This window comes from Sorangium sp. So ce302, assembly GCF_051530145.1.
Taxonomy (GTDB): domain Bacteria; phylum Myxococcota_A; class Polyangia; order Polyangiales; family Polyangiaceae; genus Sorangium; species Sorangium cellulosum_B.
In genome coordinates this window covers 11399977-11415119 of the sequence record NZ_CP150326.1, presented here as the reverse complement: position 1 = coordinate 11415119, position 15143 = coordinate 11399977, and the positions used below count along the sequence as shown (strand labels likewise).

The 15143-nt window shown below is 70.5% G+C and carries 13 protein-coding genes and 1 pseudogene; 9 read left to right on the top strand and 5 right to left on the bottom strand.

The window, feature by feature from the left end:
* Positions 1–184: 184 nt before the first annotated feature.
* Together WME73_RS43245 and WME73_RS43240 are read left to right on the top strand one after the other, a co-directional pair.
* Positions 185–3160 carry a response regulator gene (locus WME73_RS43245; RefSeq protein WP_437913393.1) on the top strand — a complete coding sequence of 992 codons (2976 nt, stop codon included), beginning with the start codon at positions 185–187 and terminating at the stop codon, positions 3158–3160.
* Positions 3154–4077 (top strand): response regulator, encoded by a 924-nt coding sequence (locus WME73_RS43240; RefSeq protein ID WP_437742109.1) that lies wholly within the window; start codon positions 3154–3156, stop codon positions 4075–4077. Before WME73_RS43245 ends, WME73_RS43240 begins: the two co-directional genes overlap by 7 nt.
* Before the next feature lie 28 nt (positions 4078–4105).
* On the opposite strand, the gene WME73_RS43235 is transcribed toward WME73_RS43240, so the two are convergent.
* Positions 4106–4846 carry a 3-oxoacyl-ACP reductase family protein gene (locus WME73_RS43235; RefSeq protein ID WP_437853900.1) on the bottom strand — a complete coding sequence of 247 codons (741 nt, stop codon included), beginning with the start codon at positions 4844–4846 and terminating at the stop codon, positions 4106–4108.
* 93 nt (positions 4847–4939) lie between these two features.
* On the opposite strand from WME73_RS43235, the gene WME73_RS43230 reads away from it, so the two are divergent.
* Both WME73_RS43230 and WME73_RS43225 read left to right on the top strand, forming a co-directional pair.
* A complete protein-coding gene (locus WME73_RS43230) occupies positions 4940–5578 on the top strand; it encodes a TetR/AcrR family transcriptional regulator (protein WP_437913392.1) in 639 nt (212 codons plus the stop codon).
* A 530-nt stretch (positions 5579–6108) separates the two neighbouring features.
* Positions 6109–8208: a substrate-binding domain-containing protein gene (locus WME73_RS43225; protein ID WP_437913391.1), complete on the top strand. Its 2100-nt coding sequence runs from the start codon at positions 6109–6111 to the stop codon at positions 8206–8208.
* A gap of 159 nt (positions 8209–8367) precedes the next feature.
* Here WME73_RS43225 and WME73_RS43220 read toward each other — a convergent pair whose 3' ends face one another.
* Positions 8368–8577, bottom strand: coding sequence for a hypothetical protein (locus tag WME73_RS43220; RefSeq protein WP_437853894.1), 210 nt, complete (start codon positions 8575–8577; stop codon positions 8368–8370).
* A 313-nt stretch (positions 8578–8890) separates the two neighbouring features.
* Between WME73_RS43220 and WME73_RS43215 the strand changes: the two genes are divergently transcribed.
* From WME73_RS43215 to WME73_RS43205, 3 genes are all read left to right on the top strand, one after another.
* Complete coding sequence (locus WME73_RS43215) at positions 8891–9550, top strand: hypothetical protein (RefSeq protein ID WP_437913390.1); 660 nt, start codon at positions 8891–8893, stop codon at positions 9548–9550.
* Positions 9551–9585: 35 nt separating this feature from the next.
* Complete coding sequence (locus tag WME73_RS43210; protein WP_437742104.1) at positions 9586–9774, top strand: hypothetical protein; 189 nt, start codon at positions 9586–9588, stop codon at positions 9772–9774.
* A gap of 576 nt (positions 9775–10350) precedes the next feature.
* Complete coding sequence (locus tag WME73_RS43205) at positions 10351–10980, top strand: DUF4382 domain-containing protein (protein ID WP_437913389.1); 630 nt, start codon at positions 10351–10353, stop codon at positions 10978–10980.
* A 129-nt stretch (positions 10981–11109) separates the two neighbouring features.
* Here the strand turns inward: WME73_RS43205 and WME73_RS43200 are convergent, their stop codons facing one another.
* Positions 11110–12276, bottom strand: a complete 1167-nt coding sequence (locus WME73_RS43200) for a serine hydrolase domain-containing protein (protein ID WP_437913388.1) — start codon at positions 12274–12276, stop codon at positions 11110–11112.
* Between the two features lie 190 nt (positions 12277–12466).
* On the opposite strand from WME73_RS43200, the gene WME73_RS43195 reads away from it, so the two are divergent.
* The gene (locus WME73_RS43195) at positions 12467–12940 is read left to right on the top strand and encodes a MarR family winged helix-turn-helix transcriptional regulator (protein WP_437895798.1); all 474 of its coding nucleotides are present in this window, start codon (positions 12467–12469) and stop codon (positions 12938–12940) included.
* A 52-nt stretch (positions 12941–12992) separates the two neighbouring features.
* Here the strand turns inward: WME73_RS43195 and WME73_RS43190 are convergent.
* Both WME73_RS43190 and WME73_RS43185 read right to left on the bottom strand, forming a co-directional pair.
* Positions 12993–13091 (bottom strand): annotated as a pseudogene (locus tag WME73_RS43190) (short-chain dehydrogenase); the annotation flags it as partial.
* Positions 13092–13254: 163 nt separating this feature from the next.
* Entirely contained in the window at positions 13255–14034 is a 780-nt protein-coding gene (locus WME73_RS43185) for a class I SAM-dependent methyltransferase (RefSeq protein ID WP_437913387.1), read from the bottom strand.
* Positions 14035–14650: 616 nt separating this feature from the next.
* Here WME73_RS43185 and WME73_RS43180 point away from each other — a divergent pair.
* A complete protein-coding gene (locus tag WME73_RS43180; RefSeq protein ID WP_437913386.1) occupies positions 14651–14851 on the top strand; it encodes a hypothetical protein in 201 nt (66 codons plus the stop codon).
* The last annotated feature ends 292 nt before the right edge of the window (positions 14852–15143 follow it).

Genomic DNA, 15143 nt, shown 5'->3' with positions numbered 1-15143 from the left:
CGGCGGCGCGGGCCGCCAGCGCCGCGTCCGCCGGCGGCGCGACCCGCGCTTCCCGGCCTCGTGCTGCTCGGGGCCGAGGGGCGTCCCTCCTACTTGCCCGCTGTGCCCCGGCGCCGCCCGTCCATGGGACCCGGCCCTCGCGGCCGTGGACGCCCGATCGCGACCCCGCTATCTCCATGAGGCCATGCCCAAGGCCGAGGATCCCCCGCCCGCCGCCGCGCCGGGGACCGCTCACGCGGACCCCCGCCCGTCGGTGAGCGGTGAGCCTCGCCCGTCAGTGGGCGGCGAGCCCCGCCCGTCGCTTGGGGGCGAGCCCCGCCTTTCGCTGGGCGGCGAGCTCCGCCCTTCGCTGGGCGGCGAGCCCCGCCCTTCGCTGGGCGGCGAGCCCCGCGCATCCATGGGCGTGGGCGGCGACGCCGACGGCCGCGGCACGTTCCTGCCGCTCCCCTCCGCGCTGCACCGGCGCCTCGGCCGGCCCTCGTGGGAGAAGTTCGTGCTCCCGCTGCTCGGCCCCGTGCTCGCGCTGCTCGTCATCGGCGCGGTCACCACGCTGGAGGCCGCGCTCGACTGGACCATCCCGAACCCGCCCGCGATCCTCTCGATGATCATCGTCTTCGCGGCGTTCAGCGGCGGCCTCTGGGGCGGCATCGTCACGGCGCTCATCTCGTGCGTCTTCTTCGCGCTCTACTTCTCGAAGGATGGCGTCCTGTTATCGTACGAGGAAGACAACCTCCTCCGGGTCATCGTCTACGCCGTCACCACCCCCGCCATGGCGGTGATGGCGAGCATCGCCAAGCGCCGCGCGGACGCCATGGGCGAGGCCTCGCTCGAGAACGAGCGCGAGCACTCCGCGAGCCTGCGCGCCCTGCTCATGCAGCGCCAGGCGGTCGAGGAGGAGCTCCAGCAGGCCAAGGAGGCCGCCGAGGCGGCGAGCCGCGCGAAGAGCGAGTTCCTCGCCAGCGTGAGCCACGAGATCCGCACCCCGATGAACGGCATCATCGGCATGACGTCGCTCGCGCTCCAGACCGAGCTCACCCAGGAGCAGCGCGAGTACCTCGAGATGGTCAAGATCTCGGCCGACGCGCTGCTCTCCATCATCAACGACGTCCTCGACTTCTCGAAGATCGAGGCCGGCAAGCTCGAGATCGAGCCCGTCGTCTTCGACCCGAGCGAGATCATCGGCGACGCCGTGAAGACGCTCGCGCTCCGCGCCCACGAGAAGCGGCTCGAGCTCGCCTACGACGTCGGCCCCGGCGTGCCCGAGGCCCTGGTCGGCGATCCGCTGCGCCTGCGCCAGGTCCTCGTCAACCTCGTGAGCAACGCGGTGAAGTTCACCGACGCCGGCGAGGTCGTCGTCCGCGCCGAGGTCGACGCGCGCGCGCCCCTCACCGCCGAGGAGGAGGCCAGCGCGGACAGCCAGGGCACGCCGAGCCTCTACGCGGGCGAGGCGCTCGGCGACGCCGTGGTGCTCCGCGTGAGCGTGATCGACACGGGCATCGGGATCGCCCCGGAGAAGCAGCGGGTCGTCTTCGACGCGTTCGCCCAGGCGGACGGCTCGACCACCCGCAAGTACGGAGGCACGGGGCTCGGCCTCACGATCTGCGCCCGCCTTGTCGAGATGATGGGCGGCAAGATCTGGATCGAGAGCGAGGTGGGCAAGGGCAGCACGTTCCACTTCACCCTCCAGCTCCGGGCGCTCGAGGGCGCCGCCCGGTCGCGCCGCCTGGAGATCCCGAAGGACCTCCTCGGCACGAAGGTCCTCATCGCCGACGACAACGCGACCGCGCGGCGCATCCTCGCGGACACCATCGAGGGCTGGGGGATGAAGGCGGTCCCCGTCGACTCGGGGGCAGCGGCGATCGCGGCGCTCTCGGAGGACTCGGGCGTGTGGGCGCTGCCCTGGGGCAAGCCGGGGGGCAACGCGGTCGGGCCGAGCAGCTCGTTCGGCCTCGCCATCGTCGACGCCCGCATGCCGAAGGTCGACGGCTTCGCCGTGGTCGAGCATTGCCGGAAGCGCGAGATCTTGAAGGGGCGCGTCCTCATGCTGCTCAGCTCGACGTCCGCGCAGGCGGACGTCGCGCGCTGCCGCGATCTCGGCGTCTTCGCCATGGTCACGAAGCCCGTGAAGACGTCCCACCTCCAGGAGGCCGTGTTCCACGCCTTCGGCGTCCCGACGCGGACCTCGCTCCGGTCGGCCGACCCGCGCCGCGCCGCGCCCGGGACGCGCGCGCGCGGCCTGCGCGTGCTCGTCGCCGAGGACAACGCGATCAACCAGAAGCTGATGCGCCGCTGGCTGGAGCGGCAGGGCCACCACGTGCACATCGTCGAGAACGGCCGCCTCGCCGTCGAGAAGATCGCGGGCGGGCAGTACGACGTGGCCCTGCTCGACGTGGAGATGCCCGAGATGGACGGCCTCCAGGTCGCGCGGGCCGTCCGCGCCCGCGAGCGGCGCGAGGGCGGGCACATGCCGCTCATCGTCGTGACCGCGTACGCGATGAAGGGCGACCGCGAGCGCTGCCTCCGGGCCGGCTTCGACGGCTACCTGTCGAAGCCGGTGCAGGTCGACGAGCTCCACGACATGATCGACCGGCTGGCCGCCGGGCCCTCCGCCCTGGAGATCGAGGACCCGGCGCGCATGTCGCTCGGCGCGCCGAGCTCGTACGCGTCGGCGCCCTCGTCGACGTCCGACAGCGGGCCGCCGAGCACCCGATCGGAGGAGCGGCTGCAGCCCTCGCCCTCCTCGATCACGGCCCGGCCGATGTTCGATCGCACCAGGGCGCTGGAGCGGACGGGCGGCGACGCCGACCTCCTGCGCGAGCTCGCCGAGGTCTTCCTGGAGGAGTGCCCGCGCTGGATGGGCGACATCGACGACGCGGTGGCCGCCGGCGACGCCCGCAAGCTCCAGCGGGCCGCGCACAGCCTGAAGGGCGGGGTCGACAGCTTCGGCGCGCGGGGCGCGTTCGAGGCCTCCTTCGCGCTGGAGAGGATGGCGCGCGCGAACGAGCTCGGCAGCATGGCCGAGGCGCAGTTCGCGCTGCGGGCGCAGATCGAGCGCCTGCTCCCCGAGCTCGCCGCGTTCGTGCGCGAGGGCGCGCCGGCGGACCCGGCGCCGCCGGTGCAGGGCGACCGGCGCTCTGATAGCGAGGTGACGCGATGGTGAGGGTGCTCGTGGTGGACGACTCCCCGATGGATCGGCGCCTCTCCGGGAGCTTGCTCAAGAAGCGCGCCGGGATGGAGCCCGTGTACGCCGAGAACGGCGTCGAGGCGCTCGAGACGATCGCCAGGTCGATGCCCGAGATCGTGCTGACCGATCTCCAGATGCCGGAGATGGACGGCCTGGAGCTGGTCGAGGCGATCCGCCGCGAGCACCCCTACCTCCCGGTGATCCTGATGACGGCGCACGGCAGCGAGGAGATCGCGGTGCAGGCGCTGCGGCGCGGCGCCGCGAGCTACGTCGCGAAGCGGAACCTCGCGGCGGAGCTCGTGAACACGGTCGAGAACGTCCTCGCGGTGGCGCGGCTCGATCGGCGGGAGCAGCTGCTCCTCTCGTGCCTGACGGCGACCGAGTCCCATTTCGAGCTCGACAACGACGTGGCGAAGGTCCCCGCGCTGGTGGGCCACGTCGAGCAGAGCCTGGGACGGATGCGGCTGTGCGACGAGACGGGCCGGATCCAGGTCGCGGTGGCGCTGCGCGAGGCGCTCGTGAACGCCATCGTGCACGGCAACCTCGAGGTCAGCTCGACGCTGCTCGACGAGCAGCCGAGCGCCTTCTCCGCGCTCGTCGAGCGCCGCCGGGCGGAGAGCCCGTACCGGGATCGGCGCGTGATCGTCGTGGCGCGCGAGACGCGCACCGAGGCGACGTACGTGGTGCGCGACGAGGGGCCCGGCTTCGACCCGCGCAACCTGCCGGATCCGACCGACCTCGCCAACCTGGACAAGCCGAGCGGCCGCGGCCTGATGCTGATCCGCACGTTCATGGACGAGGTGCGGCACAACGAGAAGGGCAACGAGATCCGCATGGTGATGAAGTGCCGCTCGCCGGGGACCGGCGGCGAGCCGGGCGAGGACGGCGGCTGACGCGGTCTCCGGTCGCGGCTCGGGAAGATCAGGCGGTGAAGCCGCCGTCGATCTTGAGGTTGGCGCCCGTGACGAAGGCGCCCTCGGGGCCGGCCAGGTAGGCCACCATGCCGGCGACCTCGTCGCCTTGTCCGTAGCGCTGCACGGCGATCTGGCCTTTGAACCCGGAGGCGAGCGGGCCGTCGGCCGGGTTCATGTCGGTGTCCACCGGGCCCGGCTGGACGTTGTTGACCGTGATGCCGCGCGGACCGAGATCCCGGGCCCAGCCGCGGGTCAGGCCGGCGACCGCTCCCTTGGTCGCGGCATAGACGGCCATCCCGGGGATGAGCGCTCCGTCGCTGCTGATGCTCCCGATGTTGATGATGCGCCCACCCTCGCCCATGTGGCGGACGGCCTCGTGCGTGGCGGCGAAGAGGCCCCTGACGTTCACCGCCATGAGACGATCGAACTCCTCCAGCGAGGACTGATCGAGGGGGGCGATAGCGGCGACGCCGGCGTTGTTCACCAGCACGTCGAGCCGGCCGAAGGTCTTCACCGTCTGGGCAACGGCGCTCCGCACCGCCTCTGCGTCGGCGCTGTCCGCCCGGACGGCGATCGCCCTGCCGCCTGCCGCCTCGATGCCGTGCACCACCTCGGCTGCCCTCGCGGGCGACGCGGCATAGGTGATGGCCACGGTGGCGCCCTCGTGCGCCAGCCGCCTCGCGATCGCCGCCCCGATACCCCGCGAACCCCCGGTGACCAGCGCAACCTTGCCCTTCAACGTACCCATCGAGACGTTCTCCTTTTTTTTGGAACGATCGTTCCTTATAAAGAAGCTACGTAGGCTGATGCTGTCCGTCAAGCGATTTATGGAACGATCGTTATGAAAAATTCGGCGGGGCGGGTCCAGCGAGGGCGAGGGAGGCCGCGCGCCTTCGATCAGGAGGTGGCGCTGGAGCGGGCCATGCTCCTGTTCTGGGACCGGGGCTATGAGGCGACGTCGCTCGACGAGCTGAGCGCGGCGATGGGCATCAGCCCGTCGAGCCTCTACGCGACCTTCGGGGGCAAGGAGCAGCTCTTTCGGACGGCGGTGGATCGGTATCTCGCCAGGGGGGGCGAGCGCATGGGCTGCATCTTTGCCGAGGTGCCGACGGCCCGCGGCGCGGTGCAGCGGCTGCTCGAGACGGCGGCCGACGAGTTCACCCGGCCCGATCGGCCGTCCGGCTGCATGATCGCGCTGGCCGGGACCCAGTGCTCCCCCGGCGCGCGGCCCGTACAGGACCTGATGCGAGGGTGCCGCGAGGCCTGGCATGCCTCGCTCCAGGCGCGGATCCAGCGGAGCACCGAGGACGGCGAGCTCGCGTCCGACACGGACGCCGCCGCGCTGGCCACGTTCTACGTGACCGTCTTGCTGGGGATGTCGGTCCAGGCGCGGGACGGCGCGTCACGGGAGAGCCTCCGCGCGGCCGTGGAGGCCGCGATGCGGGCATGGCCTGGGCCCGACGCCCCGCGCCGTCCGTAGGGCTCCCGCGTCGTCCCGTGGAGAGCTCGTGGGTCGACGCGGTGTTGAGTCGCCGAGGACGATTGCCAGGACGGTTGTGTGGCCGGCTGGCGCGCTCAACCGATGTTGGTGCGGGTTGTCGAGGACGAGCAGGCCGCGTGGCACGAGCATGGCGACCGGCGCATGGGTGTCGATGGGAAGATTGGTAAGCGTTAGCGTTCAGCACGAATGGACCGAAGTGGTTTGCGAGCGAGCAATTCGACATCGCCCCGTCGCAGAGAGATACGTCCGGACCGTGGTATATAGGTGGGCACGCGAGCGCAGCCGTGGGACGGGGGAGCAGGGAGACCGGGGCGATGGTTCAGGGTAGCCGGGGCAGTGAAGTCGAGTTGCCGGAGCAGCGGGGCGGCCGATCTGACGGCTCGGCCCAGGAAGATGGCGCGGACGGGCAGCCGGCCACAGGGGGAGATGCCGGCCGCTCGATGCGTGACGTGAATCGCCTTGCGGAGCCGCCCCGCCGCGGTACAGGCGTTCATGGGATGTCACGTGGGATGACCGTGGGCGTCATCACCCCCTATCTGGACGGCTCGTTCTGGAACCCGGTCCTGACGGGTATCCACGAGGCGGCGCGGCAGCACGGCTGTCGCATGCTGGTGATGCGCGGCACGGCCGGCTCGCTCCAGGCCCCTTCGCTCGCCAGAGAACAGGTGGATGGGTGGATCGTCGTGATCGGGGTGGACGGCATCGAGCAGCTCGCCGCCGAGCGGGTCCCGCTCGTCGTCGTCGGCACCCATGTCCACAAGGGCGACTGCCCGTCCGTGATCCCGGACAACCACAGCGGGATCCGGGGCGCGGTGCGCCATCTGATCGGACACGGGCACCGGCGCATCGCGTTCGTCGGCTGCTTCCACGAGTCCGATGTGCGCGAGCGCTTCGACGCCTACCGAGAGACGCTCGCCGAGGCGGGGATACCGCTCGACCCGGAGCTGGTCGTCCGGACCGACGACAACTGGTATACAGGCGGCGAGAACGCCGCCCCGCGGCTCATCGCGCTGCGGAATGCGTGTACGGCGGCGGTCTTCGGGACGGACAAGAACGCGATCGGGATGATGCCGTCGCTGAAGGCGGCGGGCGTCCGCATCCCCGAGGAGCTGGCGATCGTCGGCTTCGACGATGTGCCGGAGGCGCAAACCGCCGACCCACCGCTGACCACCGTGCGCCAGCAGTTCGAGATGCTGGGGAGCGCCGCGTGTGAGCTCGTCGTCTCGATGCTCGCCGGCGAGACGGCCCCGCCAGAGCTCGTGCTCACGCCGAACACGTTGATCCAGCGGATCTCGTGCGGATGCGACGTGGTCCAGAGCTTCCTCGACGAGGACGCGGCGTCGGGGGAGCACGGCGGCGGCGACCTGGATCGACGGATGGTCGAGCTGCTCCTCGCGCCCCGGCCCCTGGCGGCCGGTACGTCGCCTGCCGCGGTATGGCCGGGGGTCGCCCTGGTGCTCGAAGCGTATGAGGCGGCGATCGAGGGCGCCACGCCCCCTCCGGCGAAGGCGCTGGAGCGCGCCTACAAACAGGCCGTCGACATCTCCTCCGATATGGGCACCTTGATGGCGATCGTGCGCCAGCTCCGCCGGTCCCACGAGCGGCGCCGCGAGCGGCTGGGCGGGGACGCGGCGTCGGCGCGGCGGGTCGAGGCGTTCCTGGACGGCGCGCACCTGTCGATCGCTCGGGCTCGGCTCAGCGTCGAGGCCGAGTTCGTGGCGCAGCTCGGGATGCTCGTGCGGTCCAATCACGACGTGGGCCTCGCGCTGGTCAGCGGCTCCCAGGAGGAATCCATGTCGCTCTCGTGGCTCGCGAAGACCAGCGCGATCTGGGCCTGCCTTGCGCTCCGGGAGGACGCGAAGACGCTCGTCGTCGCCGGCGCCTACAGCCGTGACGGCAGCGCGACGCCCCCGATCGGCAGCCGCCATCGGCTGGAGGCGTTTCCGCCGGAGCACCTGCTGCCGCCCGCGGCCGCGAGCGGCGCGCTCATGATGATGCTGCTGCCGATCCGCACCGAGCGGCGCGACTGGGGGTTCGTGGCGCTCATGGGGCCGACCCTCCGCGAGCTGGCCGGCGACGAGGGCACCGTCGGGGTCTGGGCGTCGCTGCTCGCCGCGGCCCTCGAGCGCGGCGAGCTCGTCCAGTCGCTCTCGACGAAGAACGCGGAGCTGCAGATGGCCTATGCGAGCGAGCGGACGCTCTCGGAGACGGTGCGTGAGCTCGGCTGCCCGCTCATCCCGCTCCTGCCCGGCGTGCTGCTCGTGCCGCTGATCGGCGCGATCGACCGGGACCGCGCCCTCCAGGTGCTCACGGCCGTGGTCGAGGGGGTGGGCCGGCACGAGGCGCGCTTCGTGTTGCTCGATATCACCGGCGTGCCGGCGGTGGACGCCCAGGTCGCCCACGCGCTGGGCCAGACCAGCCGCGCGGTCGCCCTGCTCGGCGCGCGCCTCTTCCTGGTCGGCGTGCGCCCCGAGCTTGCCAGGAGCCTCGTGGACGTGGAGCTAGGCAGTCTGGCCACGTACTCGTCGCTGGCGGGCGCCCTTCACGAGCTGACGACAGGAGGCCTCCGCCCTGGCGGCGTGAGGCGCGGCGCAACGCGCATCGCCTGATGGCCGTCCGCGACGGTGTCGCGCCTGACGAACCGCTGAAGCTGACACCGGGGGGGTTGTTTCGACTGTCGTGCCTGGCGGCCCATCGGTGTGCCGGCGCCTGTCCTCCGCGAGCAGTGCGCAAAAGGCCTGCGTGGGGCCCGGAGCCTTGCGCCACCGTCAGCGATCGTCGCAGCTGCTATCCCAGGTTGTGCAGCTGTGTATTTCACGGGTCTTGGAGCCGCCGTCGAGGCAGTCGGCGTTCATTTCGCACACGTAGCGATCGGTTTGCTTGCTGGCCGCCTGTCCCGCACAGACCATCTCCGACGGATCGACCGTGGTGCCGTTGACCTTGGCGGCGCAGAAGGCTTTGAAGGAGTCGGTCGACACGACGCCTGTTGTTGTGAATCTTTCAATGTTCCCGTGTCTGACGATTCGCATGGGTCCGACACGCGACCACGAATCGGCTCATTTCCGTTCTTCATCCGTGGTCCCAGGCAATCCTCGTGCCCAGCATCGACGATGCCTGTGTTCAAGGCGTGTGCCAGATGCAAGTTGTCGAAATGTTTAGTCAATCGTGCCTGTCTGAACAACTGTAATTCATCGTCGAACCGTTCGAAAATCGCTTGAGGCCATCGGGCGATTGATGCACGATGGGCACTCCAAGGAGACGACCGCTATGAGACGAACCCTATGTGTGCTCGTGACGGCAGCAGCGGCGATGCTCTTGAGTGGGGCCGCTCTGGCCCAGTCTCCCCAAGCAGCGGCGCCCGCCAAGGCGGCCGACGCGAAGAAGCCAGAGGGGAAGGCTGGCAACGTGGCGAAAGCTGAAGCGCGAGGGCTGGCCAGCAAGAGCGAGCATGGCGCCGGCGACGCCGATCTGGCACCTGGCAAGAGCGAGCATGCCGCCGGCAAGGCCGATCTGGCACCTGGCAAGAGCGAGCATGCCGCCGGCAAGGCCGATCTGGCACCTGGCAAGAGCGAGCATGCCGCTGGCAAGGCCGATCTGGCGCCCGGCCAAGCGGACAAGGCAGCCGGCAACGCGGAGGTGGAGGGCAGCGCTGCGGCCACGGAAAAAGAAAAGGCGCGAGAGATCCGCAAGAAGAGCCAGCGTGAGGCGGCGCGCACGAAAGTTGTCGCCGCACTCGAGAACCAGCCGATGACGGAGGCGATGAAGCAGGAGCTCCGCCGTCATGCCCGGCGGATTGCGCGCCTCGAGCGCGTCAACCAGCTCGCCAGGGATGAAAAGGATCAAGCTTCGTCCGAACGCGTGTCCAAGCTGATCGATAAGGAGAACGCGCGTCACGAGACGTGGATGGCGAATTTTAACGCGAAGGCCGTCGCGAAGGCAGGTGCAAAATGAGGCACGCTCTGAGCGCCGTTGGGATAGCGGCATCGATGCTGCTGACGGTTGGCTGCAAGCAGGACTCGACGACCGAGCAGCAGGATCCGGCGCCCAGCGCGCAGCCGACGATTGCAGACACGGATCTCGCCGTTCCGGCGGACTTCGAGGAAGAGGCCGCGAGCTCGATCACGGTCGCGAATTACAAGACGGAGCTCGACGCGATCGAATCCGAAATCAACTGATCCATCTGCGGCGAGCGGTTGGCTCGGGTGAAGTTGGTGCTCGCGCGTCACGAAAGACGCTTTGAGCGGTGCTGCACCGAAGTTCCAGCAGTGAGCGTCGCTGCGATGCGCTTTTTTGCGGGCGATCGGCGGGACACGCCAGCCTGTCTCATCACCCGTCGCGAGCCCTCCGAGGCTAGGCTCTGACGGACGAGCGGCGCGGGCGGCCCGAGCCCAGTCGGCCGTCCCCCCAGGTTCGTCCCGGGTTGCTCGCTCCGGAGAGCGAGCTCGACCGACGGATCGGGCCGCGCATCGGTTCGTCAGGCGGAGCCTCGGGAAGGCGACCATGGAGTCCTCCCGATCTGGGGGGCCGGCCGATCATGCCCGGCTATGGCTGCGAGCTCATTCTATGGAAAGCGACTCGAGCGGCGCGGCGTCGAATGGCCATTGAGGTCCGTGGCGATCGAAGAATGTGAGCCGTCGGAAGAGCGCTCGAGCACTGTACGAAACAGGTGACGGAGGCCCAGGCAATGGGCTTCTCTGCCAAGGGGGCGCGATGCATGGGCGCCGCCTTCAGCCTGAACGAAGGAGATTGATATGCACGCTTTCTCATCGCACCTGGTCCGCTTCGGCTTTTTCGCGCTCGTCATCGCTGGCTGTGGCGGCGGTGATGCCACCGTGGAGGTGGGGGTCACGGCCCAACCGCTTCAGGCGTCCGCTCCGCCTGAGGGAGGCACGGAAGAGGCCGTGCAGAGACACCTCGTGGTCATGCTCACCGAGGTGAGCGTCCATGTCGCGGAGGACGCGGAGCAGGATGAAGCCGGCCAGGCGTCGCCCGGCGATGACGACGGGTCGAGCCACGAAGAGAGCGCGAGCGAGAGGGGCTGGAGCACGATCTTCAGCGGCGAGGTCAAGCTGGATCTCCTGGACGCGAGCTCGACCGAAAAGCTCCTCGGCTCGAGCGAGGTCCCCGCGGGCAAGGTCACGCAAGTTCGGCTCGTGCTCACCGACGCCGAGCTTGTGGAGGGATCCACCACAAGCGCGGTCTCCTGTCCCTCGTGCTCGGAGTCGGGCCTCAAGATCGTGACGGAAGGCGCGGTCGAGGTGAGCCCCGGTGGCACACTGCACCTCACGCTCGACTTCGACCAGGCCAGATCCCTGACGCAGGAGCAGAGCGGCTATCGCCTCGATCCCGTCATCAAAATTGCCAAGGCAGAGGAGCTCTGAGCACCAGGAGATCAAGAGGATGACGAGGCGCTCCCGGGGCGTGGTCAACCGGAGCACGTTCAACAGAGCACCACGCGGCCCCTGCTCTCACGAACCCAGTCACGCGCCCCGGCCGCGCGGAACCAGCGCTCATAGACACGAGTACACGGCCTCGATCAGCGCCCGCCACCGCGGGTCGCCGCCCTGGCCGCTCGCGATCGTCTGGTTCGGCGTGTAGCCGAACCCGAGCCCTGCGTCGGGGTCGGCGAAGCCGAGCGCGCCGCCGGCGCCGGGGTGGCCGAAGGTCCGCGGGCCGCGCCCGAAGGGGCGCAGGGCGCTCGGCAGCATGAACCCGAGCGAGAACCGGCTCTCCGCGAGGAGGACGGCGTCCAGCCCGGCCGATCGCTCCGCCAGCGCTGCCTCGACCGCCTCCGGCGACAGCACGCGCGCGGTGCCGGCGAGGGCCCCGCCGTTCGCGAGCGCGCCGTACATCCGCGCGAGCGCGCGCGCGTTCGCGTGGCCGTTCAGCGCGGGGATCTCCGCACGCCGGGCGCGGGCGGTGTTGACGAGGCCCGGCGACACGAGGTCGCGCGGCCTGGTGAAGGCCATCGAGGTGAGCGACGCCGGGTCGCGGAAGCTCGCGCCGAACGCGCCGCCCAGGCCGCTCGGGCTGGCGATGGTCGGGGGCACCTCGGCGATCCGCCCGTCGTGCTCGGCGCCGGTGCCGATGTGGAAATCCAGGCCGAGCGGCCCCGCGACGGCCTCCCGGAGGAACGCGCCGACCCGCTGGCCGCTCGCGCGCCGGATCACCTCGCCCACGAGGAAGCCGAACGTGACGGCGTGGTAGCCGTGCCGGGCGCCCGGCTCCCAGAACGGCTCCTCCGCGGCGAGGGCGGCGGTCATGGCCTGCCAGTCGTAGAGCGCGCCTTCCTTCGGCTCGGCGCGGAGCGCCGGCAGGCCGGCGCTGTGGTCGAGCAGCTGGGCCACGAGGACGCGCCCCTTGCCGGCCGCGCCGAACTCCGGCCAGGCGGCGGCGACCGGCGCGTCCACGTCGAGCGCGCGCCGCTCCGCGAGCGCGTGGGCGCACAGCGCCACAGCGCCCTTCGTCGCCGAGAAGACGTTCACGATCGTGTCAAAGCGCCACGGCGCGGTCCTCGCCGCGTCCCGGAAGCCGGCCCAGAGGTCGACGACCACGCGGCCGCGCACGGCGGCGCACACGGCGGCCCCGAGCTCGGGAAACCGCTCGAAATTCGAGGCGAACGCCGCGCGCACGGGCGAGAACGCCGGGTCGCAGGAGCCATGGATCGCGAGGTGCATCGCTCGTCCCTTCGTCCCTTCCTCGGGGCAGCACGGGCCCGGGCGCGCGCGGGCGAGCCGCCCGGCCCTTCGCGCCCGACCCCGATGATACGCAACCCATGTTGCGCAACCTTGGTTGATGAATAGGGCCGCCACCCGCGGCCGTCAACGTTATTTGCGCAACCTCGGTTGCGGGTTACACGCTCCGGCCGTGAAGCCTGCGCGCCCGGACGAGGACCTCGTGCTGCTCTTCGCCGCCATCGCGGCCGCGAACAGCGACGAGGTGATGCGCCGCGTGGAGCGGGCCGGCCACGGGGATCTCCGGCCGAGCCATGGATACGTGTTCCAGCACCTCATCCCGGGGCCGGTGAAGGTGAGGGAGCTCGCGGAGCGGCTCGGCATCACGGCGCAGGGCGCCTCGAAGGCGGTGGCGGAGCTGGAGGAGCTCGGCTACGTGCGCCGGCGCGTCGCCGAGGACGACCAGCGCAACCGGCTCGTGGAGCTCACCGACCGCGGGTGGGCGGCGGTCGAGGCGGGGCGCGCCGCGCGCGCCGCGGTGAACAGGCGGCTCCGCGCGCTGCTCGGCGAGGAGCAGGCCGGCGCGCTGCTCGCGTCGCTCCAGCGCATCGCGGAGCGCACGGGAGGGCTCGAGCTCCTGTCCTCGCGCCGGCTCCGCCAGCCGTAGCGCGCCTGGATCCGGGCGGGCGATCACGCGCCGCTGGTGGACCGGTGGCGCCTCAGAGCACCATGCCGCCCGATGCCTCGATGCGCTGGCCGTTGATCCACTGGCTCTCGGGCGAGAGAAGCATGGCGACCGCGCTGCCGATGTCATGCGGGGGCCGGACCTGGCCGAGCTCGAGGGCGGCGATCGTCGCCTGTTGGGCGCGCACGATCGCCTCCAACTCCTCGACCAGCGCGGCGGCGCACAGCAGCCCGATTCCGGCGCGGTTCATGCCGCGATGCCACGGGGCGCCCCCCGAGGCGTCGACGGCGCGGCCGTCAATTGCTGGTGGTCGAGCGGTAGATCACCCAGGGATCGTCGCACCCCTGCTGCGCGCGCTGCGAGGCGACCTCGCGCAGGCGCGAACAGGCGTCGAGCGGCTCGGGGCAGCGGGCGTTGTAGTAGATAACCACCACGTCGCGCGGGTTCTCGCGGAGCGAGCGCTCGAGGTTGGCGGCGACGCGCTCCATGATCGGGGCGGCGAACGGGTTGTACATGTAGATGACTGTCGCCGTGTTCGGGAACGCGTACTGGGTGGCATCGGCGCAGACGGTGACGATCTCGTGGCAGGCCTGCCGGGGCGCCTTGAACTTGCCGGCGTTCTCCTGCGCGATGCGGGTCAGCTCCGGCGAGAACTCGACCCCGGTGATGCGGCGGAACGGGTGCATCGCCGCCATGAACAGCACGCGCCCCTTGCCGGAGCCCAGGTCGACCAGCTCGTAGCGCGAGCAGTCGATCCCGCTCCGCGCCAGCAGCGCGTCGAAGACCTCGAGCGGCGTCGCCTGATAACGAACGCCGTGCTTGATGCTCTCCTTGTCGGTCTGGCCGTCGAACTGCAGCTGCGCCAGCTCGATCGTCGCGGCGGTGTCCACCCCCGCGGCGCGATCGAAGCGCGCCTCGGTCTCGCCCGCCTCGCGCGCCTTGCTGGAGAACCGCCGCACCCGGCGCAGCACCGCCCCCTTCGCTGCGCGCGGCACCAGCCTCAGCGTCCCCAGCGCCCCGTGGTTCTCGATCGAGCGCTGCAGGGTGTTCCGCGCGCGCTTCAGCAGGCGGATCACCGGCGGACCTCGGAACGTTCGACGGCGGAAGCGAGCTCCACGCGCTTGCAGGCGGCCACGGTCACGATGAGGCAAGATACCATAGATCGCGCGCCTGACATCGTGAAAGGCCGGGCGGGTCAGTCGCACGTCGCGGGCGAGTGGAAGACAGTGGCGCGCACGTAGTCCACGTAGGCGCGGTCGTTGCCGGCGGTGTCGTTGTACTGCGCGGCGATCGCCCCCGGACACGGCTGCGCTAAGGAACGCCCTGAAGTGCTTCGTCCATCAGAGCTGGACGGACACGGCGGGGAGCAACGAAAATAAGCCGATCAACCGCCTGGACTGGTACACGGCGTTCGGAACGCGTGGGAATGCACATTGGATTGGGACGCGGTCCAGTACCCGGTGCCATGCGCATGACTGTGCCGTCGTGACCTCGGGCTCCTATCGGGCCTTCCGGAGCGGCAGCAACGACGACCTCGCCCCGACCCTGCCCCGCCACGTCGCGCCTACCGCGGCAACGGGACGGCCCTGCTCACCTCGCCCGCGATCGTCACGGCGCTCGGCGTTTTCTCGAAGATTCGCTCTCACAGATTGAACGCGTCGGGCGCGACAGTCACCGAAGGATCGAGCCGGGATGCGATCCGACCTCGAGACTCCCGAGCCGCTCTCCGACGGCGATCTGTCTCTTGATCTCGGGGCGGCACCCGCCATCGCATCGCGCGCTCGTCCGGCGATGTCCGGCGCGGCGATCATCAGCGGCATCGCGCACGACCGCCCCCAGCCGCGCAAGAAGCCGATTACATCGTTCCGGACAGCGGCCGCTCGAACAACGTGAGCACGGGCGCGCGCTGTTCTACGAACGGACGTTCGCCTGGCTCGCCGAGCGAGAAACCTCACGGTGATGCGCTGACGCACGCCAAGCGCAGATGGATACCGCGCCGCCGTGATCAGGCCCGTACCAGGGAGCCGAACTTTCTCTTGCACCATGCCTGCTCCCACATATACTTGCTTTCCACCAAACATCGGACCTTCGCCATTCACGTTCCACGCCGGCGCTAGGTCCTTTCACGGTCACGCACTCGTACACAGCGCGTTCTATCCGGGGTTGAGGCGCTCCGGCCCGGCGC